The organism is Cellvibrio sp. UBA7671, from assembly GCA_002483145.1.
In the GTDB taxonomy this organism is placed as follows: Bacteria; Pseudomonadota; Gammaproteobacteria; order Pseudomonadales; family Cellvibrionaceae; genus Cellvibrio; species Cellvibrio fibrivorans.
In genome coordinates this window covers 257211-282777 of record DLHJ01000019.1, presented here as the reverse complement: position 1 = coordinate 282777, position 25567 = coordinate 257211, and the positions used below count along the sequence as shown (strand labels likewise).

Annotated in this window: 20 protein-coding genes; 8 read left to right on the top strand and 12 right to left on the bottom strand. The window is 48.5% G+C overall.

Annotation, left to right across the window (positions count from 1 at the left end; all coding sequences use genetic code 11):
* Nucleotides 1–2 precede the first annotated feature (2 nt).
* Nucleotides 3–1133, top strand: coding sequence for a DNA polymerase IV (dinB, locus tag B4E62_RS20215; RefSeq protein WP_331353335.1), 1131 nt, complete (start codon nt 3–5; stop codon nt 1131–1133).
* A 90-nt stretch (nt 1134–1223) separates the two neighbouring features.
* Here dinB and B4E62_RS20210 read toward each other — a convergent pair whose 3' ends face one another.
* The 4 genes from B4E62_RS20210 to B4E62_RS20195 all read right to left on the bottom strand — a co-directional run bounded on the left by B4E62_RS20210 (nt 1224) and on the right by B4E62_RS20195 (nt 4549).
* On the bottom strand, nt 1224–1823 hold the full coding sequence (locus tag B4E62_RS20210) for a DUF998 domain-containing protein (RefSeq protein WP_331353334.1): 600 nt from the start codon (nt 1821–1823) through the stop codon (nt 1224–1226).
* A gap of 188 nt (nt 1824–2011) precedes the next feature.
* A complete protein-coding gene (locus B4E62_RS20205) occupies nt 2012–3112 on the bottom strand; it encodes an aspartyl protease family protein (protein WP_331353333.1) in 1101 nt (366 codons plus the stop codon).
* 37 nt (nt 3113–3149) lie between these two features.
* Complete coding sequence (locus B4E62_RS20200) at nt 3150–3635, bottom strand: glutathione peroxidase (protein WP_331353332.1); 486 nt, start codon at nt 3633–3635, stop codon at nt 3150–3152.
* A 95-nt stretch (nt 3636–3730) separates the two neighbouring features.
* Entirely contained in the window at nt 3731–4549 is an 819-nt protein-coding gene (locus B4E62_RS20195; protein WP_331353331.1) for a DUF1080 domain-containing protein, read from the bottom strand.
* Between the two features lie 233 nt (nt 4550–4782).
* Between B4E62_RS20195 and B4E62_RS20190 the strand changes: the two genes are divergently transcribed.
* Nucleotides 4783–5268, top strand: coding sequence for a DUF3833 domain-containing protein (locus B4E62_RS20190; RefSeq protein WP_310074940.1), 486 nt, complete (start codon nt 4783–4785; stop codon nt 5266–5268).
* Nucleotides 5269–5293: 25 nt separating this feature from the next.
* On the opposite strand, the gene B4E62_RS20185 is transcribed toward B4E62_RS20190, so the two are convergent.
* Nucleotides 5294–5569, bottom strand: a complete 276-nt coding sequence (locus tag B4E62_RS20185) for a hypothetical protein (RefSeq protein ID WP_331353330.1) — start codon at nt 5567–5569, stop codon at nt 5294–5296.
* Nucleotides 5570–5602: 33 nt separating this feature from the next.
* Nucleotides 5603–6967: a GTPase HflX gene (hflX, locus tag B4E62_RS20180; protein ID WP_310074943.1), complete on the bottom strand. Its 1365-nt coding sequence runs from the start codon at nt 6965–6967 to the stop codon at nt 5603–5605.
* A 404-nt stretch (nt 6968–7371) separates the two neighbouring features.
* Between hflX and B4E62_RS20175 the strand changes: the two genes are divergently transcribed.
* Complete coding sequence (locus tag B4E62_RS20175; protein WP_331353329.1) at nt 7372–9195, top strand: endo-1,4-beta-xylanase; 1824 nt, start codon at nt 7372–7374, stop codon at nt 9193–9195.
* Between the two features lie 168 nt (nt 9196–9363).
* On the opposite strand, the gene B4E62_RS20170 is transcribed toward B4E62_RS20175, so the two are convergent.
* The 4 genes from B4E62_RS20170 to B4E62_RS20155 all read right to left on the bottom strand — a co-directional run bounded on the left by B4E62_RS20170 (nt 9364) and on the right by B4E62_RS20155 (nt 14294).
* A complete protein-coding gene (locus B4E62_RS20170; protein WP_331353328.1) occupies nt 9364–10392 on the bottom strand; it encodes a hypothetical protein in 1029 nt (342 codons plus the stop codon).
* A gap of 153 nt (nt 10393–10545) precedes the next feature.
* Nucleotides 10546–10875 (bottom strand): hypothetical protein, encoded by a 330-nt coding sequence (locus B4E62_RS20165; protein ID WP_331353327.1) that lies wholly within the window; start codon nt 10873–10875, stop codon nt 10546–10548.
* A gap of 472 nt (nt 10876–11347) precedes the next feature.
* The gene (locus tag B4E62_RS20160; RefSeq protein WP_331353326.1) at nt 11348–13000 is read right to left on the bottom strand and encodes a diguanylate cyclase; all 1653 of its coding nucleotides are present in this window, start codon (nt 12998–13000) and stop codon (nt 11348–11350) included.
* A 130-nt stretch (nt 13001–13130) separates the two neighbouring features.
* Nucleotides 13131–14294: a tetratricopeptide repeat protein gene (locus tag B4E62_RS20155; RefSeq protein ID WP_331353325.1), complete on the bottom strand. Its 1164-nt coding sequence runs from the start codon at nt 14292–14294 to the stop codon at nt 13131–13133.
* 547 nt (nt 14295–14841) lie between these two features.
* On the opposite strand from B4E62_RS20155, the gene B4E62_RS20150 reads away from it, so the two are divergent.
* The 5 genes from B4E62_RS20150 (at nt 14842) to B4E62_RS20130 (ending at nt 23068) form a co-directional block, all read left to right on the top strand.
* Nucleotides 14842–16218, top strand: coding sequence for a CmpA/NrtA family ABC transporter substrate-binding protein (locus B4E62_RS20150; protein WP_414633277.1), 1377 nt, complete (start codon nt 14842–14844; stop codon nt 16216–16218).
* Between the two features lie 90 nt (nt 16219–16308).
* The gene (locus B4E62_RS20145) at nt 16309–17286 is read left to right on the top strand and encodes an ABC transporter permease (protein WP_310074958.1); all 978 of its coding nucleotides are present in this window, start codon (nt 16309–16311) and stop codon (nt 17284–17286) included.
* Between the two features lie 110 nt (nt 17287–17396).
* A complete protein-coding gene (locus B4E62_RS20140) occupies nt 17397–18257 on the top strand; it encodes an ABC transporter ATP-binding protein (protein WP_310074960.1) in 861 nt (286 codons plus the stop codon).
* A gap of 275 nt (nt 18258–18532) precedes the next feature.
* Complete coding sequence (locus B4E62_RS20135; protein WP_310074962.1) at nt 18533–20404, top strand: thiamine pyrophosphate-binding protein; 1872 nt, start codon at nt 18533–18535, stop codon at nt 20402–20404.
* A 129-nt stretch (nt 20405–20533) separates the two neighbouring features.
* Nucleotides 20534–23068: a two-component system response regulator gene (locus B4E62_RS20130; protein WP_310074964.1), complete on the top strand. Its 2535-nt coding sequence runs from the start codon at nt 20534–20536 to the stop codon at nt 23066–23068.
* Nucleotides 23069–23155: 87 nt separating this feature from the next.
* On the opposite strand, the gene B4E62_RS20125 is transcribed toward B4E62_RS20130, so the two are convergent.
* Together B4E62_RS20125 and B4E62_RS20120 are read right to left on the bottom strand one after the other, a co-directional pair.
* Complete coding sequence (locus B4E62_RS20125; protein ID WP_331353323.1) at nt 23156–24739, bottom strand: SDR family oxidoreductase; 1584 nt, start codon at nt 24737–24739, stop codon at nt 23156–23158.
* A 5-nt stretch (nt 24740–24744) separates the two neighbouring features.
* Nucleotides 24745–25539, bottom strand: coding sequence for a citrate synthase (locus tag B4E62_RS20120; RefSeq protein WP_331353322.1), 795 nt, complete (start codon nt 25537–25539; stop codon nt 24745–24747).
* Between the last annotated feature and the right edge of the window lie 28 nt (nt 25540–25567).

Sequence of the window (25567 nt, the reverse complement as noted above, 5' to 3'; positions counted from 1 at the left end):
CCATGCGCAAAATTATTCATTGTGATGCAGATTGTTTCTTCGCAGCGGTCGAGATGCGCGATGATCCCAGCCTTGTCCATCGCCCGATTGCAGTGGGCGGCAGCAGTGATCGGCGCGGCGTAATCTCTACCTGCAACTATGAAGCGCGCCGCTATGGCGTACATTCGGCCATGCCCTCTAGGACCGCAAAACGCCTGTGCCCGGATTTATTAATCCTGCCCACGCGCATGGATGCCTATCGCGAAGCTTCGGCAAAAATGCGCGATATTTTTTACGAATACACCGAGTTAGTTGAGCCACTCTCGCTCGATGAAGCATATTTGGATGTGAGCGATACTAAAACTCACCGCGGTAGCGCCACCCTAATCGCACAAGAAATTCGCCAACGTATTAAAGATGAAATCGGTATCACTGTCTCCGCCGGTATCGCCCCCAATAAATTTCTCGCCAAGGTCGCCAGCGACTGGAATAAACCCAACGGGCAATTTGTTATCCCACCGGAGAAAGTCCCGGCATTTGTTGCGCAACTACCCGTCAAAAAAATTTATGGCGTCGGCAAAGCCATGGCTGCAAAACTGGCGGAATCCAATATCTTTACTTGCGGCGACCTGCACAAATTTTCAATCTTTGAGTTATCGCAGCGCTACGGCCAAATGGGTTCACGCCTCTATAAACTGAGCCGTGGAATTGATGAGCGCGAATTAACGGTAGACAGACGCCGAAAATCTCTCAGTGTGGAAAATACCTTCTCACAGGATCTTCTCGGATTGGAAAACTGCCTGCACGAATTACCACCACTAAGCCAACAACTGGCGATACGCTTGCGCCGTGTCGATGATGACTACAAAGTGGTAAAACTCTTTGTAAAACTTAAATTTTCAGATTTCAGTATCACAACCATCGAGCGTAGTGCCAGTGCGGTGTCTTTAATGGAATTGCAAAGTTTGTGTGCAGAAGCTTATGAGCGGAAAAATTTGCCAGTGCGGTTGATCGGTGTAGGCGTGAGGTTTATTGATTTGCGGGAGAGTAATGCGTTTTTTCAGCTGGAACTATTTAACAACACCAATCAGTATCTTACAGAAAAGCCATTTTATGGATTGAGCGATGAATTAAGAAAACAAAACATTGTTTAGTGAAGATGTAGGCGAGTCTGCAGCCAGTGAATTCCTCGCTCAATCCGTTATCCTCTCATAATCATTAACAATAAAAAAAAGCAATCCAAATTAATTCTTCATCAACATCAAACTCAAAACCACTACCCAAACCGCCAACACACCATAATTAATGCGTTGATATAAACCCAAGTTGATATTGGTTTTGATCGCACGCAACATTAACACCAGAGCAACAACTGATATTACTGCACTAACTGCGGAATACAGCGAAAACCACGCAGGCAAATTGTGTATTTTAATCGTCCATAGCAAGCAGGTGGCAAGCAAAGAAAAATACATCGCCAAACCCGCAAGGTTATGTATTACCTGCCCCTTTGATGGTTTGGGAACACCCAAATTTTCATCACAGGGAAACAAGCCCGTTACCCAATGTGAAACGCCCTGCACCATCATCAAAATACCGGTTAAAAATAAAAGGTTATTAGTGGATTCAATATTCAGTAGCATCGTACCAAACAATACAAACCAAAACCCAATAGGAAAATTATTGATCCATGGGTGAATTTTGGTAGTGGCGCGGTTGCGTGCACCCAACTCACTCATCACCTGTTGGCGATGGTTATAACCGGGATATAAACGCGCGACTACAATTACGCCCACTAGCATCCACAGTGGTGCAACAATTCCCGCTAAAACTAATAATTCCATATCATACTTTTTCCAATTTATTAATTCTCTCTCAGAGGAAATTCCATCTCAATTATATCGTCAATACTCAATTTCGATTCGTCGCTTTCTTGACCCTCAATCAGCAAAAGCCTTATTGTCTCCATTATTGAACTATTGGTGTCAGACATTTTACCGCTCCAAAAACTGATCTATGCACAGTGTAATCACTACCGCTTCTTCAACCGCAACACCGCTTTATTCTGATCAATCACAAAATCAAACCGGCCGAGAATATCAATGCCCAGCAGGCCATCGAATTGATCGCCATTATCCATCGGTAGGCGGGCGAGCATGTGTTTGTTGAAGGTGATGCTTTCGATGGTGAGGGTATCGACTACAAATAAATAACTTTCAACCGTGCCGCTTGCGGTGTTGAGTTGGATGGGTTTGGGAGATTTTACAAATGAGTAATGGCGATTGATAAAACTGGCAGTCAGGCCGCTGATAGATGCACCTGTATCCAGCAATAATTTTACTTGCTCACCCTCTACTGTTATTGGCACTAAAAATTGGCCGCCGAAACGAATCAACGGTACTGTAATCTCGGCGGGCCCATCGTCTTGCGCAGTTGAGCCTTCATCCAGTTTTGCCAATATACCTTCAGCGCGCGCCTGGGTTTCGGGTTGGTTGGCAGCCATGAGAGCATGGTATTGCGCTTGCTCTTTATCTTCGATTTTTAAATGCATTTTGGCGAGCTGCAAATGCAACTCGCCATTGTCAGGCGTGAGTTTGATCAGGTCATTGATCTGCGCCATTAACCATTCGTAGCTCTCTCCAAAAATAGAGGGATTCTCAGTGAGGCGAATTAAATATTTCGCCAAATACGCGAGCGCATTTTCAATTTTTTGCGCATCCACTTCGGTATTGATATAGCGGAACCAAATGCCGACTGCTTCTTTATGCTGCCCCTGCTGCTCGTACACACGCGCCAACAACCACAGCGCCTCGGTATTTTGCGGCTCCAACTCGAGTAATTGATTCAGCAGGCGCGCAGCATCGCCGTAAGCGCCATTAGCAATTAACTGATTGGCGCGTTCGAGTGGCGACTGGGGTTTCGTCGGTAAAAACTGAGTTGTTGATGCAGATGAAGCGGGACTGAGATCTTGCGGAGGGCTTGGTTCTGGCTTTTCAAAAAAATCAGGTTCATCAATATTAGCCGCAACAATCGGCTGCGCATTTTTATCATTTTTGGCATGACGATATTCGCTGGCGTAAAAACCCAGTGCAAATGCCAGCGTGGCGACAAAAACAATTTTTTTGTTATTCATCGTTAATTTTTTGTAGTAGTCAGGATAGTTGTACTTATTAGGGCTGTTGTAGCTGCTTACGGATAAAATCCGCCATATTTTCCGGTTTGGTAATAGTTGCAAAACGTTTGATGGGTTTGCCGTCGCGACCGATTAAAAATTTAGTGAAATTCCATTTAATCGATTTACCTAACCAACCGGGTAATTCACTGGTTAACCATTTGAAGAGCGGGTGCGCATTGTTGCCGTTGACATCCACTTTGGCGAACATGGGGAAACTCACACCGTAATTAATCTGGCAGGTATGGGCAATTTGATCCGCATCGCCCGGTTCCTGTCCACCAAATTGGTTGCAAGGAAAACCGAGAATCACCAAACCCTGAGCGCTAAATTCCTTATAGAGCGCCTCAAGTCCAGCATATTGCGGGGTAAACCCGCATTGGCTGGCGGTATTCACCACCAGCACCAACTTGCCTGCGTAGTCAGACAGGTTGATGGGCGTTCCGTTCAGGGATTCAGCTGTGAAATTGTAGAAAGGGCTCATGGTTCACCTGCGAGTATTATTGGCGAAAGTGCATCAGCCCAGACTGCATGGAGCGCAGGATTAAATCAACCCTCGCGCTCCATTGACGTGAAGGATTAATATTCCGCCGCAGGCTTATCGAGCGTTTTGATCTGGATATTGCGGAAGAAAGTCTCAGCGCCTTCCGATTGGATTTGCAGTTTGCCGCGTGTGAGCGGAACAAATTTTCCATCGACTTCGTGGCGTGAATTAAAGCCGCGAAACACTTCATGGCCGTTTACTTTATGGATCAGGGTTTTGCCATCGGTAATCACTTCCATGGTGTCCCACTCACCGCTCGGCTTTTCATAGTTGCCCAGTTTTAATACGCGCGCGGCTATATCTTTGCGCAGCGGCAATTTGGGGTCGTAGCGATAAAATTTCCAATCGCCGAGATTAGTATCGCCCGCATGCACATCAATGATCACACCGTCGAGACTGTGGTAGTCACCGCTATCACCTTCCTGGATCTGGAATTCGTGGCTGCGCATCCAGTGGGTGCTCTGTGCACCTTGTGGGCCGACGGCAAAATAGAGAAGGCCGTTGTCGCGTGCAACATCCAGGCGTGGATGCCATTTTTGTTTGCCCCATTTAACTTCAAATTTCAGATGGAAGTTTTCAAACTCTTCAAGGCTGGTCAAACCGCCCCACTCTTCCCCCGATACCCGCAGCAGGCCATCAACCACAGTGAAGACTTTCTTCGGATCATTATTCACGCCGCGCGGCTTGTGCTTGGAAACCAGATTGTATTCATTGGTTTCCGGTTGGTAGCTCACATAAGGCTCCCAACCACTCAGATCTTTTCCATTGAACAGGGATTTCCACTCACCCGCGTCCGCCGCAAACACCTGGGTGCTGGCGATAAGGCCAAATAAACATAAACCGATTAATTTCATTGCTGTTCCTCGTTGTTGTTCTTTATGACGTCAGATGCGCGCAGCCTAGAGCCTGGCCAATGCCCAGTCCATATTTCCAGAATGACAATTACAGTCCTTTACCTTGCGCCGCCGATGATCCCCCAGGTGTGGGCGTGCGTATCTTTGACTATATCCGGTGCGGAATCCCATCACCCAAGGTTTTTACTATGTATACCCACTGCAAAATGCTGTTTTTATCAGGCCTCATACTTATGCTCTCTTCCTGCTCTACTACCGCCATCGACGACTACGCCAGCAATCAGCCGCGCCTTGACCCGCAGCAGTTTTTTAATGGCAACCTGAGCGCGCACGGTGTGTTAAAAGACCGCAGTGGCAAGGTGACGCGCTATTTCAACGCGAGCATCAAGGCCTATTGGAAAAATGGGGTGGGCACACTGGAAGAAAAATTCATTTTTGATGACGGCGAAATCCAATTCCGTAATTGGACGCTAACACCCACCGCCGATGGCTACGCAGCAACCGCAGGCGATGTAATCGGCGCCGGCAAGGCACAAGTTAGCGGCAATGCCATGCAACTCAATTATGTGCTGGAGATCAATTACAAAGGCTCACCACTGCAACTGAAAGTTGACGATTGGATGTGGCAGGTCGATAGCAAAACGCTGCTGAATGAATCCACGCTACGCAAATGGGGCTTTAAAGTGGGTAGCATTCAGTTGGTGATTGTGAAGCCTTAATACCGATCCTGGCATCGAAAGCTGATTAACCTCTTTTAATACGCACGACTTTCATCACTTCAAATGTAATGCCCGCAACAACTTGCTGTTCCGGGTAATAGGTAATGTTCACTCTGGCCCCATTTAAACTCAAGTACTTACCTTTGCGCTTGAACTTAAACGGGACATCACAACCCTCCACCATTAGCGTATGTAAAATCCATTCACCTTGCTCCCGTTGAACATGGGATACCACTTTCAACAATTCGGAATGATTGAGGCTGCTGTTTTTCTCTACCAGTTTTTTAGGATCTGATTGCATATTCAACTTTTGTGAATTTAGATGTGACGACTATTATCCCGCTCGATTTGAACCGGCATCGTCGGCGAGTTTACTCAGTTTGGCAACCATGTCCGGTGCGGCGCGCAAACGAAAAAAAGCACCGGTCGCATCAGCGCGCTCTTCCAGCACATTGCACGACGCAAATATCTCGCCACGCAATTCTTGCGCCGACCAAGGCAAAAAAATCTCGGTTTCCACCAGATCTTTTTGAAAAAACTGCACAATCGTTTGATGCAACTTTTTTATATCCTCGTCGCGCTGCGCACTCAACACAATACAGCCGGGATAACTCGCTTGCAGCTCGGCAATTCGCTCGGCTTGCGCATCGGCATCCTGTAGATAATCAATCTTATTGAACACGCGAATGCGCGGCACTGTATCAGCACCAATCTCGGCTAATACTTTGTCCGTGACCTCAAGCTGCGCCTCATAGCCTGCGTCACCCGCGTCGATAACGTGTAACAACAACGATGCGTTGAGCGCTTCGTCCAGCGTTGATTTAAACGAGGCGACTAAACCATGCGGCAAATTTTTGATAAAACCCACAGTGTCACTCACCAACACTTTGGGCACAGTGTCCGGCTGTAAGGTGCGTACTTTTGTGTCGAGTGTGGCAAAGAGCTTATTGGCCACCAATACCTCATTGCCAGTCAAAGCGCGCATCAAGGTAGATTTACCCGCGTTGGTATAACCGACCAACGCCACTTGCGCCAATCCGGTTTGCCCTTGCCGCTGCGCGCGCTGGGTTTCACGCCCTGCTTCCATTGCATCAATTTCTTTTTGCAGCTCGGCAATACGGTCGCGCACTTTGCGGCTATCGATTTCACTGCGCGACTGACCCGAACCGCGCCCACCCACACCACTGCGCTGCCGCCCTGAAGGGCCTTCGCGTTTCGCTGCTTCACGCAAACGCGGCGCCATATAAGTCAGGCGCGCGATTTCAACTTGAATTCTTGCGGCGTGTGAACTGGCGTTGCGATGAAAAATTTCGAGGATGACAACGGTGCGATCCATCACCTCACAACCCACTTCATTTTCAAGATTGAGCGCTTGCGACGGCGAGATTTCATGATCGACAAGAATATAATCCACCGCCTGACTCACCGCGTGCGGATCAACTTGCGCACGGCCATTCGAGGCATCTTGCTGCGCTTGCACGAATTGCCGTATCTCATCGCGCTTACCAACGCCCATATACGCCGTCGAATCAAACGCTGCACGCTTTTGCGTAAATTGCCCAACCACCTCCAAACCCAAGGTTTTTGCTAGCTCGCCTAATTCAGCCAACGACGAGTTAAATTCAGTATCGTCAACACCGTCTAACTGCACAGCGACGATAAGCGCACGCGGAACGCGTGTTTGTTCGGGGTTTAACATGGAGTCACATCTCGGATAAGGGCGCGATAGCGGCGCCAGAATTTAAACATGGGTTAGCAGCTTAAAAGGTTAGCGGCTTAATAGGGTCGCAGCTTAACGGGTATTAATCCCCCGTTGCACGCACAGAGTTGCGGCATAGATTTGCGATCTGCGTACCTGCTGGTTGTCATTGCAAGGCTTGCAGCGCAAGGTTCCGTTCAATTAGTCGTCGCGCGCCAACATTTTGAGCACAGCATCTCGATTAATGGCGCCAGCCTCATCGTTTGCGAGCGAACGATTTACCAAACATATGGTCAAATATACAATAAGCCACAATTCTAGATGCTACGCCACTTGTATCCTACAGGGTGCCGCGCCTGCGGTTGTGAAGATAGATTTCCAAAAACCATAAGAGAGTGATCACTATGAATATGAATCGTTGTAGCTTATTAGCCGTTCTACTGGCACTGACTGCCTGCGGTGGCGGGTCCGGCTCTGGATCCAAATCCTCCAGTTCGTCGGTCGTCAGTTCGATGGTGTCGAGTTCGGCGGCTTCCATGGCTTCCCTATCATCGGCAGTGAGTTCAATACCATCATCAGCGGCGATGAGTTCAGTATCTTCCTCCGCCATTACCTCCAGCATATCCAGCGCCAGCTCAAGTTCGACACCAGTAGTGATTGAGCTAGCCGAAAACGGCGGTTTCGAAATCTCGGAAGCGGGCAGCACCGCGCCCGCGAATTGGTCGTTGGCGACCAATGGAGGCACCGCGGCAATTCAAGTTATTAGCGCGGCTAATCAACCATCCAATGTTCACACCGGCGATCGAGCCCTGGAGGTCGCCATCAACACGATCGGCGCTAACCCTTGGTCGATAGAAACCACTCATACCGGGCTCAATAACGGAGGTATTCCGGTAGTTGGTGGCAGCATTTACGCCTACAAAGCTTGGGTAAAAGGCCCTGCCGGAGCGCAAGCCAATTTCACCGTCGGCACTCCCGCTCCAGCTTACGCTGAGCGTGCACGTAGCAATGTCACTCTGAGCGGTGAATGGCAAGAGGTGAGTATCGAAGTCACCACTAGTCCGGACGATACGCTATTGCGATTGCCAGTTCATTTTTCCCTCGCAGCAAACGTAGGCGCGACTATTTACGTCGATGATTTTTCTTTCACCAAAGTGGAATCCATCACTTACGAATATTCGCCTGTCACAGTTGAAAGCCTCCGCAGCCTGAGCCCTGGCAATATGCCAATTGGTGTTGCTGTGGCAGCAGGCAATTCTGCGATCAGCCCGCTGACTAACATCCCGCGCCAAACCGTCGTGACCCAGCACTTCAATCAGCTGACCGCAGAAAACATTATGAAGCCCAGCTATTTGCAACCGACCCAAGGTCAGTTCTTCTTCAACGACGCAGACGCCCTTATCGACTTTGCTGAAGCTAATAGTTTGAAGGTGCATGGTCATACGTTGCTGTGGCACAACCAAATTCCAACCTGGATGCAAAATTTCTCGGGCACCAAAGACCAATGGTTAGACGTATTGAGAACGCATGTCTCTACCGTGGCTAGTCACTTTGCCGCGCGCCAGTCAGTCGTTAGTTGGGACGTGGTGAATGAGGCGTTCGAAGACGCGGGCGGTCGTTATCGCGGTTCAGCGGCAAATACCGGATCTTCCGTGTGGTACACCAATATCGGCCCGGAATTTATTGAAGAAGCGTTCAAAGCTGCCGATGCGGCCGCTCCTAATGCCGATTTGTATTACAACGACTTCAGCACTGAGTGGAACCGGCCGAAATTGGATGCCGTCATCACGATGGTAAAGGATTTCCAAGCGCGCAATATTCCTATCGATGGTGTTGGTTTCCAAATGCACGTGTGGGGCAACGCTAACGTCGCCACCATCCGTGAGCACCTGAAGTTAGTGGCAGATATTCGCCCGGCGATCAAAGTTAAAATTACCGAGCTGGACGTACGCTTAAATTACGTAGATCCGCCACTGTCAGCTAACGCCTACACTCCAGCGCGCGCCGACCAGCACAAAGCGTTAATTAAAGGCATTGTTGAAGCCTACCTCGAGGTGGTACCCGCTGAGCAGCGTGGCGGCATTACCGTTTGGGGCGTTGCCGATGTTGATAGTTGGATTAACTCGCTCTATGGCCGTCCAGACTGGTCACTATTCTTCTTCAACGACATGAGTCCAAAGCCTGCACTACAAGGCTTTGCTGATGCACTGAGCGGTAACCAGAACTAATCCAATTCGCCTGACTAAAAAAATGCCGGAATCAGAAATGATTCCGGCATTTTTTTCAAAGAAAAGGCTATTTTATTGACTGCATTGAGTGCGACGGTGCGAGATAGAAAAGAGTGGTGCCATACCTAACTTTTACCTGTTGACACCACAGTCGCTTGTTAGGGATATCTACTTCACGATTAAGTCTGAACGTTCCTTTTTAATGAACTTTATATTTTCTGCGATTTCAACTAGAAGCCCCTCAGGCTTTTTCTCGTCAAACTCAGCAATACCCATGATTTCCAAATTTCCATCCGGAGACTTTAACGACTGAGACATTTTTGTATAACTACTTTTATTCGAGGGAACAACAATTGGCAATATAAATAAATGGTAGCCTTTGAGATTAATTTCATGGCGAGCAAGCATATCTTTAGGCCAATTGTTATTTTTGCCCAATGCGTTGTGTACATATTGATTTGGAACAAACAAAACACCGCCTTCAGTTTTTAACGAATTCAGCGCTGCTTCATTTTTCAAAGATACAAGCGCGTACATGACCAACCATGCACCAACTCCCTTAGCATTGAATAGATATTCAGGTTCTACCAAAGCACCAGTAGATAACGCGGAATCAATTTTTTGCATTGAAAGTAGTGAAGCTACCATTTGCTGCGGTAAGTCAGCCAATTCGGGAGCGCTTTTGGATAAGCCGTAGAAGTACAAATATTTCCAATCTGATGCTGAATTAGCAGCTTCAGGTTTTGAAATTACAGCCACATTTTCTGATAATGCTTTAGAAGTTGGCTTAATATTTTCCTGCTCTCTATACCAAGTTAAATGCTCTTGAGTTAGATAGTCACCACCGTCACTATAAACGACTGTAATTTCTGCTTCCTTTGGAAGATCAGCAATTAATTTTAATCCAGTAGTCTTTTGCTTAGGATATTTAACAGTAGATAGATATTCTTCCTTTTCAGCTACAGTAACTGTAAGGCGACCTGTTTTGGCTGATTTTTTAAACAAAAAGTCAAATGAACCTTTTTCATTAGGATTTGATACGACGAACAATTCGGACTTAAGAAAAACAGACCGAACTACGTCAATATTTTTTTCCACTCTCGATTGCTGAAACGCCTGTTTAAGCGGTGTATCGGTATTTGCAGCTAACGAAGCTCCAGACACCATTGATAGAATTAAAGACATTACTTTTTTCATACGACTCCCTAACGTTCGGTTCAGCCGCAGTTTGTAAGCGGCGCATTTACGATAAACTTCGCGCAGCGATTCGCTAAATGCGCTGCTTACAAACTGTCGAGCGCAAGCGCGAAGCGCTGGAGCGGCGCTGCAACCGTTTGTTATGATTGCGACTTACCATGTACCTTCCATCCATTTTTTACGGCCAGTTTGGGTAATGCCTATTTGATTTTTATTACCATCAAAGGCGTAAATATTGCCACTAATTATTGAGCCAATTTCCAAGTTGGAATTTTCGGGTGTGAAATTTCCAACAAGCATTAATGCTGGAAATGACACGCCGATATTAATGACATAACCAAAGTCGAATTTAAGAACAACTGTACCTGACGTAAGTGAGCCCAGTTTTAATTCGTTGCACAAGCGAACCCACTCATCAGTTTTAGCGGATGAGCGATAATTCGGAAATAGTGATTCTATTTTTGTGCCTACGTCCATATTCAAGGATTCATAACAGTTTATTACATTGCGCCAACTATATAACCCGCAGCGTTTTATTCCAATTAATTTGTTGTGTCACCGTATAACTCTCAGAGGCCGGCGCGTTTTTCATACATATTGATAATTTTAATCAATGGGTTACAGTCATAATCAATTAATTTTGGAGTTATACAGTACTGGCAACCTCAATTAATTGCATTTTTAACTGCAAAAGCTAAACCGGAGAAATCTATAACTACGACTTGCGTATTTCTGACGATTTACGATTTCGCGACCTTCAATCTATTACTTTCCGTAAACTCCCTAGCAATCAACGGTTACGAGTAGTTTTGTGGCATCCGGTAGCTTCGGCTTTAACTCCAGTGTGGACCTGCAAAGGCAGTCAACATGCTGAAGCGCAGATGAGCTGAATAATGAATATTGCTCGCAATTGGAATTACCACGCATTACACCAATATAAATTAAACGGATTGGTTTAATCACCTTCCCTAAACGCAACCACACAATTACGACCCGCTGCTTTTGCTGTGTACAAGGCTTCATCGGTGCGTTGTATAACGGCGGTTGCGTTGGTTTCGTTGGGGTGCCAGGCGCTGCTGCCGATGCTCATGGTCATGTGGCCGACATCGGGGAAGATGGCGGTTTCAATTGCACGGCGAATTTTTTCAGCGACGGTGCTGACAGCGATGGCATTGGGGGAATTTGGCAAAATTACGGCAAACTCTTCACCACCGTAACGAGCGACAAAATCAGTCGTGCGGATATTGTCTTTAATTACGCGGGCGATTTGTTGCAACACGGCGTCGCCGACCGGGTGGCCGTGGTTGTCATTTACTTTTTTGAAGTGATCCGCATCGAGTAATAAAAGTGAAAAACCGTGACCGGTGCGCTGCCCCATGCGTACACAGTCTGCCAGTTTTTCATCAAACGAACGGCGATTGTTAACGCCAGTAAGTGGGTCAGTGGTGGCGAGGTGTTCCAATTGTTTATTCGCCGCTGCCAATGCTTCCGTGCGCTGCAATACTTGCTGCTCCAGTGTTTGATTCAGCAATTCCAGTTCGCGCTCGCGCGTGAGTAATGACTCAGTCATGGATTGCATGGCATTACTTAATTGCGCAACTTCACGCAAGTTGGTGCCGGTTGGGTAGCGCGGTGCGGTGGTGTGGAGTTTGATACTGCGCGCAGCGGCGGCAAGTTGCTCGATGGGTTTACTAACACTTTGGGCGAGGCGCCACGCCAGCAGTGAAAACAATATCATCGCAATGACTGCAAGAATCAGAAAATGCCAATAGGTGGCATACACAGGCGCTAATGCATTTTCCAATGGCTGACGCACTACAATTCGCCAACCGAAATGGGTATTAGCGCTCGCGTCTACCATTACTTGACTGGTCAAATATTGACGTCCATCGTCCCACGTAGCTATCGAATAATTTGCCGAATGATTTTTCGAATAATTTTTGTTGTCGGATAGATTTTCAGGTAAGCGACTAATACCAGCCAATGCCTGCGGATAAAGCACATTGCCCGCCTCACTGACGATGAGAATTTCTGAACCGCTATCGCGTTCACGGCGATTGGCAACCCGTTGCACAGTCTCTGTCACCCAATTCCAGTGCGCATGTGCAGCCACCACACCAATGACCTGCCCCTCTTTATTGCGGATGGGCGCGGCGAAATCGATGAAGCGTAAGGGTTCGGTGCTAGCGGGATTAGGCAAGAGCTTGGCAAGCAACAAGGCCTCATGTACATCGCCGGTAAATACACCCTTTAATCCGGCAATAAACCAGGGGCGCTGTGCGACAGATTCGTTGACGAGCATGTTATTGCTGGCCTGAATCACTTTGCCATTTATATCTGCCACACCCAGCCATGCGAATTCACTGCGCAGTATCCGGCGGCGCTCAAGAGAGGCCAGCAGATCCGGGCTAGTGAAATCCCCACGCACAAAATGTGGGGCCTGGCTGAGCAATACAATTTCCATTTCGCGCTCGCGCAGGTTTGCGCCCAATAATTCGGCGGCAGCCATCGCATTAGCAAAAACCGATTCGCCTGCAGTAACTTTGATTTGTGCGGTAGTGAGCAAGCCAGCGTAAATACCCACGCTGAGCAAAGTAAACAGAGACAAGCCGCCGAACCAAAGCGCGAGCCTTACCCTGAAGCTGTTATGTTTAAACAATCGATAGGCCTTTTGTGTGTGGGGGTAGTTGAATTCTACAACACAGGCGCAAATGGCGGATTTAATTAATCAACAAAAATCAAAACCGAATCGTACTCAACTGATATACCTTGTCACGCATATGCTGGGCGTTTTCTTTATCGCCGAGCTGGTCGTAAATATCCGCTGCAAGGCGATAGAAGCGCGCTTCGTTCTCTTCTTTCTTAATCGCTTTTTTAATCAGCACCAACGCACCGTTGAGATCATTTTTTTCCATCGCCTCTTCCGCGCGCTTAAACATGTAATACGGATTGGCATTGCGGTGCATGCGCACACGTTTTTGGTAATACTCGCTCTGTTCGAGCTTGCCCATATCTTTATACAGACCGGCAAGATTATGCATGATGGTGTAATCGCGCGGATTAATGCTCAGGCCGTGCAAATAAATTGCCTCCGCTTCCGGCAGTAATTTCTGGCGGCGATAAAAACTGCCGAAATTGCTCCAGATATAACTCGGTTCCTGACTCATCAATAAGGCTTTGCGCAAATACAAAAAGGCCTCGCGCGCATTACCCTCAGCAGCTAATTCCATCCCGCGATTGGAGTAAAACTGCGCCGCTACCAAATCCTTACTGATCACCTGTTGCTTGTAATGCGGCCGGTAGCGGCGCATTTCCAGATCCACCACTATATCGCTCACGTCTGCCGTGCCGATAACACGGATAAATGACTGGTTGGGTCGAGGCATAAACACCTTGGCGTTGACATGGCGCATCAGCAGATAGGTATCGGTTGCGCGCATATCCCAGGTGGGAGGCAAAATCACTTCATTCACTTCCGCCTTTAACCCCAGATGGCGAGCCATAGCGACGAACAGAAGTGTGTAGCTTATGCAGTTAGCTTGGCGCCGCTCAAACGCATCAATACCGGTGATGGTGTCAAAGGCGCTGTAGGTAATGCCGCGACCGCCGACACTGGTTGAAGATATGAGCGCTTTATGGAGCGCTTCCGCTTTGGCATCGCTGCGCTTGGCATCGGCAGTGGAGGTTTCTGCAAATAGCTGCATTTCCTTCGTCAAGCCAAACAAATCTGCATTGGGCAACTCCTCGGGTAAATAGGGGCGCCCCAAAATCAACTCTCCCGATAACTCCCGCTCCAAAGAGCCTTTATCCGACAAAAAAGGGACTTTCTGCACCACGGAGGAACAGGCAGAAAGCGTAAAACAGAAAAATAAGACCCAAAAGCGTGGTGTTTTCATTGTCATCAGGCTCAGTTCCGGTCACTTAGTCATATTTAGTATAGGTGCTATTCACGCCCTGTGCGCGTCACAAATGTCACGCTAAACCTGTGAGATTAAAGAGAATTTTTATATTTACCCACGCGCGAAAAAAAGTGTTATTAGCACTTTGTACTGCCCACATAAATCAGCCACAAAAGCACTTTGCGCAAAAAAAGTGCGCCAACCCACTCGTTCGACATCTGTCAGCGCACGCCTCACCAACAAAAACCAGCACTAAAAAAACGCACGTGCTTTTTGTGTGATCCAGCAGTGTGCAAAAGTAAAAGAAACAGACCAATAACAGCAAATTCACTGCGCCGTTAATGTGCATTACTGATATTGGCACAGTGTTTGAATAGACCTGTTTGTACTGATTCATTACAACAACTCAATTTTCTTAATTTTTTTGCGCAGCCGTTTGTTTTTCGAAAACGTTTTTTTGTGGCGCAAACAAGACCTAAAAAATTCACCATTTTTTTAAGCGATTTGTATCCACCGCCAGGAGCCAGAGATGAAAGAAACAACCAAAACAATGAAAAAAATTTCCAGTTTGTTAAGACCTTTAGCAAAAACCACTTTTGCAATTGCTGCTGCGTTCTCTTTAATCACTGCAGCACAAGCAGCAACCGGCCCAGCGGAAAAAACCGAATTAAAATTTGGTTTCATTAAATTGACTGATATGGCCGACCTTGCTGTTGCTTACGAAAATGGTTACTTCGACGATGAAGGCTTGACCGTTGAGCTCGAAGCACAGGCTAACTGGAAAGTCGTACTTGACCGCGTCATTTCAGGCGAGCTGGATGGTTCGCACATGTTGATGGCACAACCCGTGGCAGCCAACATTGGTTACGGCACCCAAGCGGAACTGGTAATTCCTTTTACGATGACGCAAAACACTTATGCGATTACCGTTTCCAATGAAATTTGGAAAAAAATGAAAAAGAATGTGCCAGTGGGCGCCGATGGAAAGCCCGTTCATCCAATCAGTGCCAGCACACTCAAACCCGTTGTCGACAGCATGAAAGACGCAGGCAAATCGATTCAAATGGGCGTGGTGTTTCCCGTATCCACCCACAACATGGGTTTGCGTTATTGGTTAGCTGCTGGTGGAATTAATCCCGGTTTATATGCTCCGCATAAAGGTGATACTACCGGCCAAATTGATGCAGAAGTTTTATTGTCAGTAACACCACCACCACAAATGCCCGCCACTATGGAAGCAGGCACTATTCAAGGTTACTCAGTTGGTGAGCCCTGGAACCAACAAGCAGTATTCCGTGGGATTGGTGTGCCGGTAATCGCCGTACACAACAAAATGGGCGATAAAGTCTTTGGTGTGAAAAAAGAATTTATTCAAAAATATCCCAACACCAGTGTGCGTGTGGTGAAAGCCATGATTCGCGCGGCTAAGTGGCTGGATGAAAACAACAATGCTAACCGCAGTGCAGCAGCCAAAATGATTTCCGCTGCGCACTACGTGGGCGCTGATTACAAAGTTATCGCCAACTCCATGACCGGCGTCTTTGAATACGAGCGCAAAGACGTTCGCCCAACTCCTGACTTCAACGTGTTCTTCCGCTACAACGCTTCTTATCCACATACTTCTGATGCCGTTTGGTACCTGACCCAAATGCGTCGCTGGGGCCAAATCCCTGAAGCAAAACCTGACAGCTGGTACATGGAAATGGGCAAAAAAGCGGTAGCGCCGGAAATTTATCAACAGGCTGCAGCCGATTTGATTGCCGAAGGAAAAATGGCAGCGAGCGATTTCCCTGACTTTAAAACCTTCAACGGTATTCGCGCAGTAAATGAAACCGAGTGGATTGATGGTGTGCAATTTGACGCAGCAAAACCGAACGAGTATCTCACCAAATTTAAAATCGGTTTGAAAGGCGACGAGAAAATTTAAGCACACCAGGCTTGCAGAACACAGTTGTAACGTTTGTTGACAATAAGCCCGCTTGCTTACGAGCAAGCGGGCAATCCAGAGGAAACGATCATGAGTAGTAAATTAGCCACCTTGAAATTTGAACAGCTAAAAGCCATCAAATGGCGCGATGTCCTGATCAGCACCTTGATGCCATTGATCGGTGTACTCGCCTTTATTTTGCTGTGGCACACAGCCGCACCGAACATCAACACTTCACTGGGTGATTTTCCCCAGCCCAAACAAGTATTCGAGCAATGGGGCAATTTGGTTGACGAATATAAAACTGAACAAGAGCGCGCTGAGGTATTTTACGAGCGCCAGGAAAAACGCAACGCCGAATTGCTTGCTCAAGATCCCGCCGCCAAAATTGACGAGCGTGAATTTAATGGCCGCCCCACTTTTTTTGACAAAATTGAAACCAGTTTAGTTACTGTGCTTTCCGGATTTTTTGTTGCATCGATTATTGCGATTCCGGTGGGAATTTTGATTGGCCTGAGCCAACCGCTCTACAACGCCATCAACCCGCTGATTCAATTATTTAAACCGGTATCGCCTCTTGCCTGGCTGCCGCTGGTGACTATCGTGGTGAGTGCGGTCTATGTTTCCGATTCGCCGATGTTCTCCAAGTCTTACATTATTTCCCTGCTAACCGTGAGCCTCTGCTCGCTCTGGCCAACCATGATCAACACGGCTGTTGGTGTTGCGGGTGTTAGCAAAGATTTGATCAACGTGAGCCGCGTATTGCGCCTCGGCTGGTTCACTCACGTCATGAAAATTGTATTGCCATCTGCAATCCCGATGATGTTTACCGGCCTGCGTATTTCACTCGGTATCGCCTGGATGGTATTGATCGCTGCTGAAATGCTCTCGCAAAACCCGGGCCTCGGAAAATTTGTGTGGGACGAATTCCAAAATGGTTCATCGGATTCACTGAGCCGCATTTGCCTCGCGATTTTGGTGATTGGTTTGATCGGCTTTCTACTCGACCGGATTATTTTGATCCTGCAAACCTATATCAATTGGGACAAGAGTGCAGTCGTCCGTTAACGCACAGCGCAAACGGTATGCTAGTTGCCTTGTTAAATTGTGCCTTATCAAATTGTGTCCAAATTATTTATCACTCGCCAAATACGATAGAAAGTACAGAGGAAAACACCATGAGCCAGATTCATCTTGAATTGACTAAAGTCGGCATCGAATTTCCAACGCCCAAAGGCCCATTTTGCGCACTGCGCGATGTGGATTTAAAAATTAAAAAAGGTGAATTTGTATCGCTGATTGGCCACTCGGGCTGCGGCAAATCCACCGTGCTCAATATTGTCGCCGGCTTGTATCAAGCCACTACCGGTGGCGTGGTTCTGAATGGCCGCGAAGTAAATGAACCCGGTCCCGAGCGTGCCGTAGTCTTCCAAAACCATTCGCTCCTGCCTTGGCTGACTGCCTACGAAAACGTTGAGCTGGGTGTGAAACGCGTCTTCAAAGGCAAAAAAACCAAAGCGGAAATGCGCGAGTGGATTGAGCACAATCTGGAATTGGTACACATGACCCACGCCATCCACAAACGCCCGGATGAACTCTCCGGCGGTATGAAGCAGCGCGTGGGTATTGCGCGCGCGCTGGCAATGGAGCCGCAAGTGCTGTTGATGGATGAACCCTTCGGTGCGCTGGACGCACTGACCCGCGCCCATTTGCAAGACTCGCTGATGGAAATCCAGAACGAGCTGGGCAATACCGTGATTATGATTACGCATGATGTAGACGAAGCGGTACTGCTCTCTGACCGCATTGTGATGATGACCAACGGGCCAGCCGCTACTGTCGGGGAAATCCTCGATGTGCCACTCGCGCGTCCACGCAATCGCCTGGAACTCGCCGACAACGTCGAATACAACCACTACCGCTCAGCGGTATTGCGCTTCCTGTATGAGAAGCAAAAAAAAATTGAATCCATCGACGCCAAACGCGCCGAAAAGCAACTCGACAAAGGCGCGGCTGAACCAGCCAAAAGCGTCGCCTGATCTCGCGCTTGTCCGGCTTTGTGGCGGTGTACCTCCACAGGCCAGAAGTGCGAATTCGACCTCTGTTTGCCCCGGCTTGCCGGGGCTTTTTTATGCCCGAAAGACAGCGATTTTCACCCCTTAAAAGCCAAATCAAAAAAATAAGCGCATTAATTAAGCGTTTTGACTATTTTTTGGTTGGCACATTTTTCATCATTGGTATATATTGTGCAGCATATTTTGACGACACCCATCCGTGATGGACCACGCACTTCTGGAAACAAGGCGCGAACTCCATGCAGCAAGCCATTAACAAACCCTATCTCCTCCTCACATCGAAACTGGAACACCCTCCGGTTGCGGAATTTAATCCCGCAGTAGAACCCGTGACTCTCGGCGAGCTGGAGCAATTCACACAGCTACAGACACCGGAAGTCACCGCTACCTACGCCGATTTGATTATCGATTACCTCAAGCAATTACAGATCGATACGGTCTTTGGTGTTCCGGGTGGTGCGATAGAACCCCTGCTCAACTCTCTTGCGCGCAGCGAGCGTGCCGGTGGCCCGCGCCTGGTAGTGGCGCGCCACGAGTGCGGTGCTGCCTTTATGGCCGATGGCTACTCACGCGAAACCGGCAAGATGGGTGTGGTGTGCGCGACTACTGGCCCAGGCGCAACCAATCTGATCACCGGGGTGGCGTCGGCGTTGGCTGATGAAATCCCGATGCTGGTGATCACTGCGCAAACGCCGCTGCCCAAATTCGGCAAACGTGCGCTGCAGGAATCCAGCTGCACTGCCATCGATACCGTCGGCATGTTCCGCTACGTCACCCAGTTCAATACGCTGGTATCGCACCACGAACAACTCGAAAGCAAATTGGTGTCGGCAATCATGGCGGCGCACCGCAAACCCAATGGACCGGTACATATCAGTGTGCCTGCCGACGTATTGCGCGCACCAGCAACTATCAATGCACATATTCACAGCGACTTGCTGGTGCACGATTTCGCCATGGCCGACGATTCGGCCATCGCCCGCCTGTGCGAAAAGCTCGGCAAGGTCGATAACATCGTCATGTACATTGGCAACGGTGTGGGCAAAGCCAGCAAACAAATTATGGAGTTTATCGAACTGACCGGCGCCGCCTTTGTCACCGGCCCAATGGGCAAAACCTGGGTCGATGAACATCATCCGCAATACCGCGGCGTGTTCGGTTTTGCCGGGCACGAAAGCGCCCGCAACCTGCTGCAAAGCAAAGAAGTCAACTTGATCCTCGCGGTGGGCACTGAGCTGGGCGAGCTGGGCACCAGCGGTTGGAAAAACGATTTGCTCAATACCAAACTCGTCCACATAGATTCATCGATTGAACACTTCACCCGCTCGCCTATGGCGAATCTGCATGTGTTCGGCAATATCGATGTGATTTTTGATCGCCTGGTCAAAAGCGTACGCGAAGTGCGCAAATGGGGCCGCACCTGGCAAACACTGCCAGGCGCCGCCACAGAAAATGCCAACGGCGGTTTTTTCACTCTTAACGATGCAGACAAATGCCACTCCAACGCCAGCCCGGTAAAACCCCAGCGGTTGATGTGTCACTTGTCGCGCGCCCTGCCCGATGACACGCGTATTTTTGTCGATGCCGGCAACGGCTGGTCCTGGGCGACACACTACCTTACCCGCTCGAACAGTGAAGGCCTGTACCGCATCGCCATGGGTTACGGCTCAATGGCCTGGTCGATTGGCGCAGCGATAGGCTCTGCGATCGCCAATCGCAATGCACCGACCCTGTGTATCGTCGGCGACGGTTCCTATTTGATGAGCGCGCAGGAAATTACTGTTGCCGCACAGCAAAAACTGCCGGTGGTGTTTCTGGTATTAAACGATTCGGCGATGGGCATGGTGATGCACGGGCAAATGCTCGGACAGCAGGAATCGATTGGCTGGGAATTAAATGAAGTCAATTACGCCCTAATGGCACAGGCGATGGGTGTGGATGGCATAGTGATCGATTCACCTGAGCAACTAGATGCGCTCGATTACGCCGCACTCTTCCAAAAAAATGGCCCGACCCTGCTTGATGTGCGTATCGACCGCAATGAAATCCCGCCCATGGGCGATCGCATCAAAGGGCTTGCAGTCAACGGCTCAGCCACTCCCGGAGGTTAACAACCCGCTCAGTTGATTATTTGGGAAGCGCGGCTAATTTAGGAAAGGTCTACGCGAAAAACATCCCTAGGCGAAAAGGAAAGCGCAGTTTATGCTAGGCTGAAAGGATATTAATTCGGAGACTAATGAGTGTTAACTAATAACACCAATCCTAATCAACCAAGCTCGCCTATTAACCTCCTCATCGTTAATAACGACCCCGCTGCGCTGGCTGCGATCAATGCCAGCTTGCGTGCTGCTGGGCTGGATAATCTCACCAGTGTCGATTCCGCACAAAAAGCACTGCGCGTGCTGCGCCAACAAACAATTGATGTTTTAATTGTCGACGTCGATACCGCTGACCTGGATGGCTGGCGGCTCTCGCGTTTAGTGCGCAGCGGCATCCTCCACTGCCGCGCCGATATGCCAATTATTATTATCGCTAGCACCTGGTGCGAGCGCATCGCTGAAGTTACTGCGCGCGAGTATGGCATCAACCAATTACTGCCGCTCGACCAGGTCAACCAATTACCCACTCTGGTGACGCAACTCGCGCACCGCGAGCAGAATAATTTCCCCAAGCCTCGTTTACTGGTGGTAGAAGATGAACCCGATACTGCCGATTTAATTAAGCGGGTGCTCGCGCCCTCCTTTGATATTGAAGTGGCCAGTGAAGGTGATGCAGGCTTGAGGGCCTGGGTGCAACGGCGCCATGATCTGGTGCTGCTTGATGTGATGCTGCCGAAACTGTCGGGGCGCGATATTTTGATTGAAATCCAAAGTATCGACGCCAATCAACCTGTAGTTATTATGACCGCCCACACCACTATCGATCAGGCCGAAGAATTAATGCTGCTCGGTGCGGTCGATTTTTTACCCAAGCCCTTTCGCGCCGAACAATTGCGCAAAGTGTGCGACATCGCCATTCACCGCGATGATTTTTTAGTGAGCAACGCTCAATTTGCGGCACAGGTAAAATCCCTGCAAGAGCGCGAGCTGGCCTATCGCCAACTTTACGAAAACCACCACCAACTGCTTGATGATTTGCAATCCGTAGTGATGGAGTTGGATGCGAACTTTACCATTTGCTATCTCAACCGCGCATGGGAAACCATGATGGGTTATCCCATTGATGATTGTATTGGCCAATCGCTGGAAAGTTTTATCGCACCGGAGGACATAGCGCAATTTTCGCTGTACAAAAGCAGAATACGTAAAGCATTACAGCAAAACAAACCCTGTCCAGAAATAGAAATTTGCTTGAGCAGTAGTCGCCACCAAAAATTGTGGGCGCAGCTAAAAATCAGCCGCTCCAGCAACAACAAACAGCAGAGCAATCTAACCGTCTGCCTGGACAACATCACCGAGCGGCGCGAATCGCAAGAGCAACTTAAATATTTGGCGATGCACGATTCACTCACCGGGCTTTACAACCGCCACTTTTTTGAAACCACCCTCGCTCAGCTGACTGCCGATTCGGTACGCAATAACCGCCAACACGCACTGGTGTATTTGGATCTGGATCACTTCAAGGTAATCAACGATACCTTCGGCCATCAAAAAGGGGATGAAGTGCTGCGCGAAATGTCGCACTTGCTTAGCAAACGCATTCGCGGTGCCGATATCCTGTGCCGTTTGGGTGGCGATGAGTTTGCGATTTTATTACGCGATATCCATAGCACTGAAGCACACGAATTTGCGCGCAGTATCCAGCAGATTATCAGCGAGTTCAGTTTCCAACTGCAGGAGCAGCGCATCAATCTCGGCAGCAGTATCGGCCTTACGTTAATCGATGGCAGCACCAACAATGCAGAAGAGCATTTAATGCGCGCCGATATTGCGCTCTACGTTGCCAAGGGGCGCGGGCGCAACCTCATCCACCAATATGATCCGCTCGATAGCGAGAGCGATGAGCTGCGCCATTCGATCAACATGTCGCAAAAAGTGCGCAAGGCTATTACCGAAGATCGGATGACCCTCTATTTCCAACCGATTTTTGATATCAAAAACAATAAAATTTCTTACTACGAAGCATTGGTACGCCTGATAGAAACCGATGGCAAAATTATTGGACCAAACAATTTTATTCCCGCACTTGAAGCGGCAGGTGAAATGCATTTGCTGGATCGCTGGATTATTAAATTGGCGATCCACAAACTCAAAGAGCATCCTGAGCTAAACCACATCGCCATTAATCTCTCGGCGCAAGCGTTTAAAGATGACAATCTGGTACCAACCATTTTAGAAAATCTGAAAGCCACCGGCGTTGACCCCAAACGCATCACCTTTGAACTCACTGAAAGTGCGAGTTTGTTTAACCTGCATATCACCCAGCGGGTAATTGCCGAGCTGCACAAATTGGGCTGCAGTTTTTCAGTGGACGATTTTGGCTCCGGCTTCAGTAGCTTTGCCTATTTAAAAGATTTGCCCGCGGATTACATTAAACTGGATGGGTCATTTATCCAAAACCTGCACCGCGATAAGATCGACCAGACGCTGGTCAAATCAATGATCCAGGTGATTCAGGCATTGGGTAAAAAAGCGGTGGCGGAATATGTTGAGAATGAGGCAATTCTCGATATTTTAAAAACCATGGGCATTGATTTTGTGCAGGGGTATCACATTGGGCATCCGTTGCCGATAGCGCAGTTATTTACGCAACAGGCTGTGGGTTCATTGCCGTAAATCGATCATGATTCGAAAATTGCACTTGGATTACCAAGTGCAATTCCATAAAAAAATAATCAACAGAACCAGGTTATTCACCCAACGTCAGGTTACATTTACGCCGCCATCAACAGCCCAAATTGCACCCGTGGTATAACTTGACTCCAGCTGCGCCGCAATTATTTCAGCAACTTCTTCTGCCTTGCCATAACGTCGCAATGGGATTTGCGTTTCCATATGCGCCTTGGCTGCCGCAATCGTTTGCTCATCCAAGCCGAACTTGGTAATGATCGGTGTATCAATAGCGCCCGGCGATACTGCATTGACACGCACATTAACAGGAGCCAATTCAATCGCAAGACTTTTGGTTGCCGCTTCAAGCGCTCCTTTAGAAGCTGCATACAAAACTGCATTTGCCAACCCGTTATTGACCACGGCAGAGGACACATTCGTAATGCTCCCCTTAGCTTTCTCCAGCGCGGGTAACAGGCCTTTAATTAAATCCAACGGACCACGCACATTAGTATTCATGACCTCATCAAAATCAGCCGCACTGCAAAATTGCATAGGAATAAAACGTGCAATGCCGGCGTTATTCACCAATGCATTGAGTGCTTTACCCTGAAAGTGCGAAGCTAATCTGGCGACATCCGCCGGATTTGCCATATCGGCTACCACAGCATCTACACCGAGTTCATTCGCCGCTTCAGCAACCCGCTGCGCATTGCGTCCGGAAATAGTCACAGCATAACCACGCGCTTTTAATAATTTTGCCGTTGCATATCCGATTCCGGAATTGCCACCGGTCACTAACGCTATTTTTTGCATTGCAAGTTCTCTTTGATTGGTAGGTTGAAAGTCAGGTATAGGTCGTACAGCAACACCCTGATAATCAATATCATCACAGCGCAGTGGTAGAAATGTATCCGGAGCCTGATGGTAGGTATCCAGATAACAGGCAGTTACGCCACTGGCGACCAAGGTGGTAAATATTTGATACACCTCATCCGGTGAAAAACCATGGTCTGCCATTACGGCAGATACATAGCCATTAACATTCATTCCCTCGTCATATTTTTCCTGCAAGACACCCTCAATTGCCATAGCTAATTCAAGATGCGGACCCACTGGAAAACCATATCCTTCAGCGATGCTTGCCATGGCACGGATACGCTCATCACCTTTTGCAATGGGGCGAATATATCCCACAATTAACGGCTTGCCTCCGCGCGAGGGCACGTTCGCAACTATCTGCTCGGCAGATAATCCTTGCTGATGACTCGCCAGGGCCGTTTGAATAAATTGCACGCCTTCTTTCAATGGGTAAACGCCGTAGGTGCGCGAATCTGTCGCCAGCACCCCCATGGCTGTTGCTGCAATTGCCGAGGTGCGCGCGCCACCTGCAAGCGCCCCAATTTGATTACACCAAATGCGCGGATCAGGCCAGCTAAGGCACGAGTAACCAACCTCTATCCAATGGGCAAACTCGGTGGAAATCATTTTCCCCGTCGCATTTAATACCACAATCTGGAAGTAGGATTTTTTCCCCACCAAATCATCCATCATGGAATAGCCATGACTGAAAACGCCCTTGCCAGGAAACCAACCACCCGTCTTGCTGATTATTTTTCCACGGCGTGCATTGAGTGTGTCAATGATATGTTGATCGCTAAATGTTTTTTCAGACATGCCCATCACCGCTCAATAAAATAATTTTCATCAGAGACAAAAGGCATCGCAGTAATAGGTTTATTGGCCAGTTCGAGGCCATGGGCAACCACACCTGGTGCTCCCATTAATTGATACAAACACACACCCGCTTTGGGCTGGAACCCCAAATCCGATAAGACGGCAGAAGCAACGCCAGGCATTAGCCAGCCCATACCTTTTGCTTCAAGCGCATAACTCAATTGCATACCCCATTTCAAAGCTTTACCTGCGCCGGGTAGTTGCGCGAGTTGCGCAGCATGCTTGTTTGCAAGGAGATCAATGCCACCGTAGTAGGCACCAAACCCTGGAATAGGCGTTGAGGATTCCACATGCGCCGCAGCACAAACGGCAGCATCTTGATTTTGTTGCTTGCGTAAAAAACGCATCGCCTCTTCCACTAATCCGCCGCTGTGATACTCACCGCCGAGCAGTGCCGCGCCAATTGGCAATATGTGGGCAGGATCTGTTTTACCGATACCAGCGTTCATCGCTGCGCGAGTGGCGGGATGGCGGGGACCGGGATTGATGAGGGCAATCATCAGTTGTTGCAGAATTTGAACTTCATCCGGTGCTGGTAACTCACCACGAAACAATAAGTAAAACACATCGGTAAATGACCGCTTCGCCATCAGCTCACTGACATCATAGCCATGACAAAAAGCGGCACTGGCGATGTAAGGATTATCATCACTAGGTTGCTCGAGGTAAATTTTAGTGCTGGTCCGCTCTGCAAAAATTTCATTTCTGCTGCGCACCTGATTGGTATTTTTTTCTTGCATCAGTAAAGTCCGGCAATGATTAGAGATG

Excerpts from the sequence above, each read along its gene's own strand:
- B4E62_RS20205 (WP_331353333.1), bottom strand. The coding sequence starts at position 3,112 with ATGAATAACAAAAAAATTGTTTTTGTCGCCACGCTGGCATTTGCACTG.
- B4E62_RS20140 (WP_310074960.1), top strand. The coding sequence starts at position 17,397 with ATGAGCCAGATTCATCTTGAATTGACTAAAGTCGGCATCGAATTTCCA.
- B4E62_RS20135 (WP_310074962.1), top strand. The coding sequence starts at position 18,533 with ATGCAGCAAGCCATTAACAAACCCTATCTCCTCCTCACATCGAAACTG.
- B4E62_RS20185 (WP_331353330.1), bottom strand. The coding sequence starts at position 5,569 with ATGCAATCAGATCCTAAAAAACTGGTAGAGAAAAACAGCAGCCTCAAT.
- B4E62_RS20150 (WP_414633277.1), top strand. The coding sequence starts at position 14,842 with ATGAAAAAAATTTCCAGTTTGTTAAGACCTTTAGCAAAAACCACTTTT.
- B4E62_RS20145 (WP_310074958.1), top strand. The coding sequence starts at position 16,309 with ATGAGTAGTAAATTAGCCACCTTGAAATTTGAACAGCTAAAAGCCATC.
- B4E62_RS20120 (WP_331353322.1), bottom strand. The coding sequence starts at position 25,539 with ATGCAAGAAAAAAATACCAATCAGGTGCGCAGCAGAAATGAAATTTTT.
- B4E62_RS20125 (WP_331353323.1), bottom strand. The coding sequence starts at position 24,739 with ATGTCTGAAAAAACATTTAGCGATCAACATATCATTGACACACTCAAT.
- hflX (WP_310074943.1), bottom strand. The coding sequence starts at position 6,967 with ATGTTAAACCCCGAACAAACACGCGTTCCGCGTGCGCTTATCGTCGCT.
- dinB (WP_331353335.1), top strand. The coding sequence starts at position 3 with ATGCGCAAAATTATTCATTGTGATGCAGATTGTTTCTTCGCAGCGGTC.
- B4E62_RS20200 (WP_331353332.1), bottom strand. The coding sequence starts at position 3,635 with ATGAGCCCTTTCTACAATTTCACAGCTGAATCCCTGAACGGAACGCCC.
- B4E62_RS20170 (WP_331353328.1), bottom strand. The coding sequence starts at position 10,392 with ATGAAAAAAGTAATGTCTTTAATTCTATCAATGGTGTCTGGAGCTTCG.
- B4E62_RS20195 (WP_331353331.1), bottom strand. The coding sequence starts at position 4,549 with ATGAAATTAATCGGTTTATGTTTATTTGGCCTTATCGCCAGCACCCAG.
- B4E62_RS20155 (WP_331353325.1), bottom strand. The coding sequence starts at position 14,294 with ATGACAATGAAAACACCACGCTTTTGGGTCTTATTTTTCTGTTTTACG.
- B4E62_RS20175 (WP_331353329.1), top strand. The coding sequence starts at position 7,372 with ATGAATATGAATCGTTGTAGCTTATTAGCCGTTCTACTGGCACTGACT.
- B4E62_RS20190 (WP_310074940.1), top strand. The coding sequence starts at position 4,783 with ATGCTCTCTTCCTGCTCTACTACCGCCATCGACGACTACGCCAGCAAT.
- B4E62_RS20210 (WP_331353334.1), bottom strand. The coding sequence starts at position 1,823 with ATGGAATTATTAGTTTTAGCGGGAATTGTTGCACCACTGTGGATGCTA.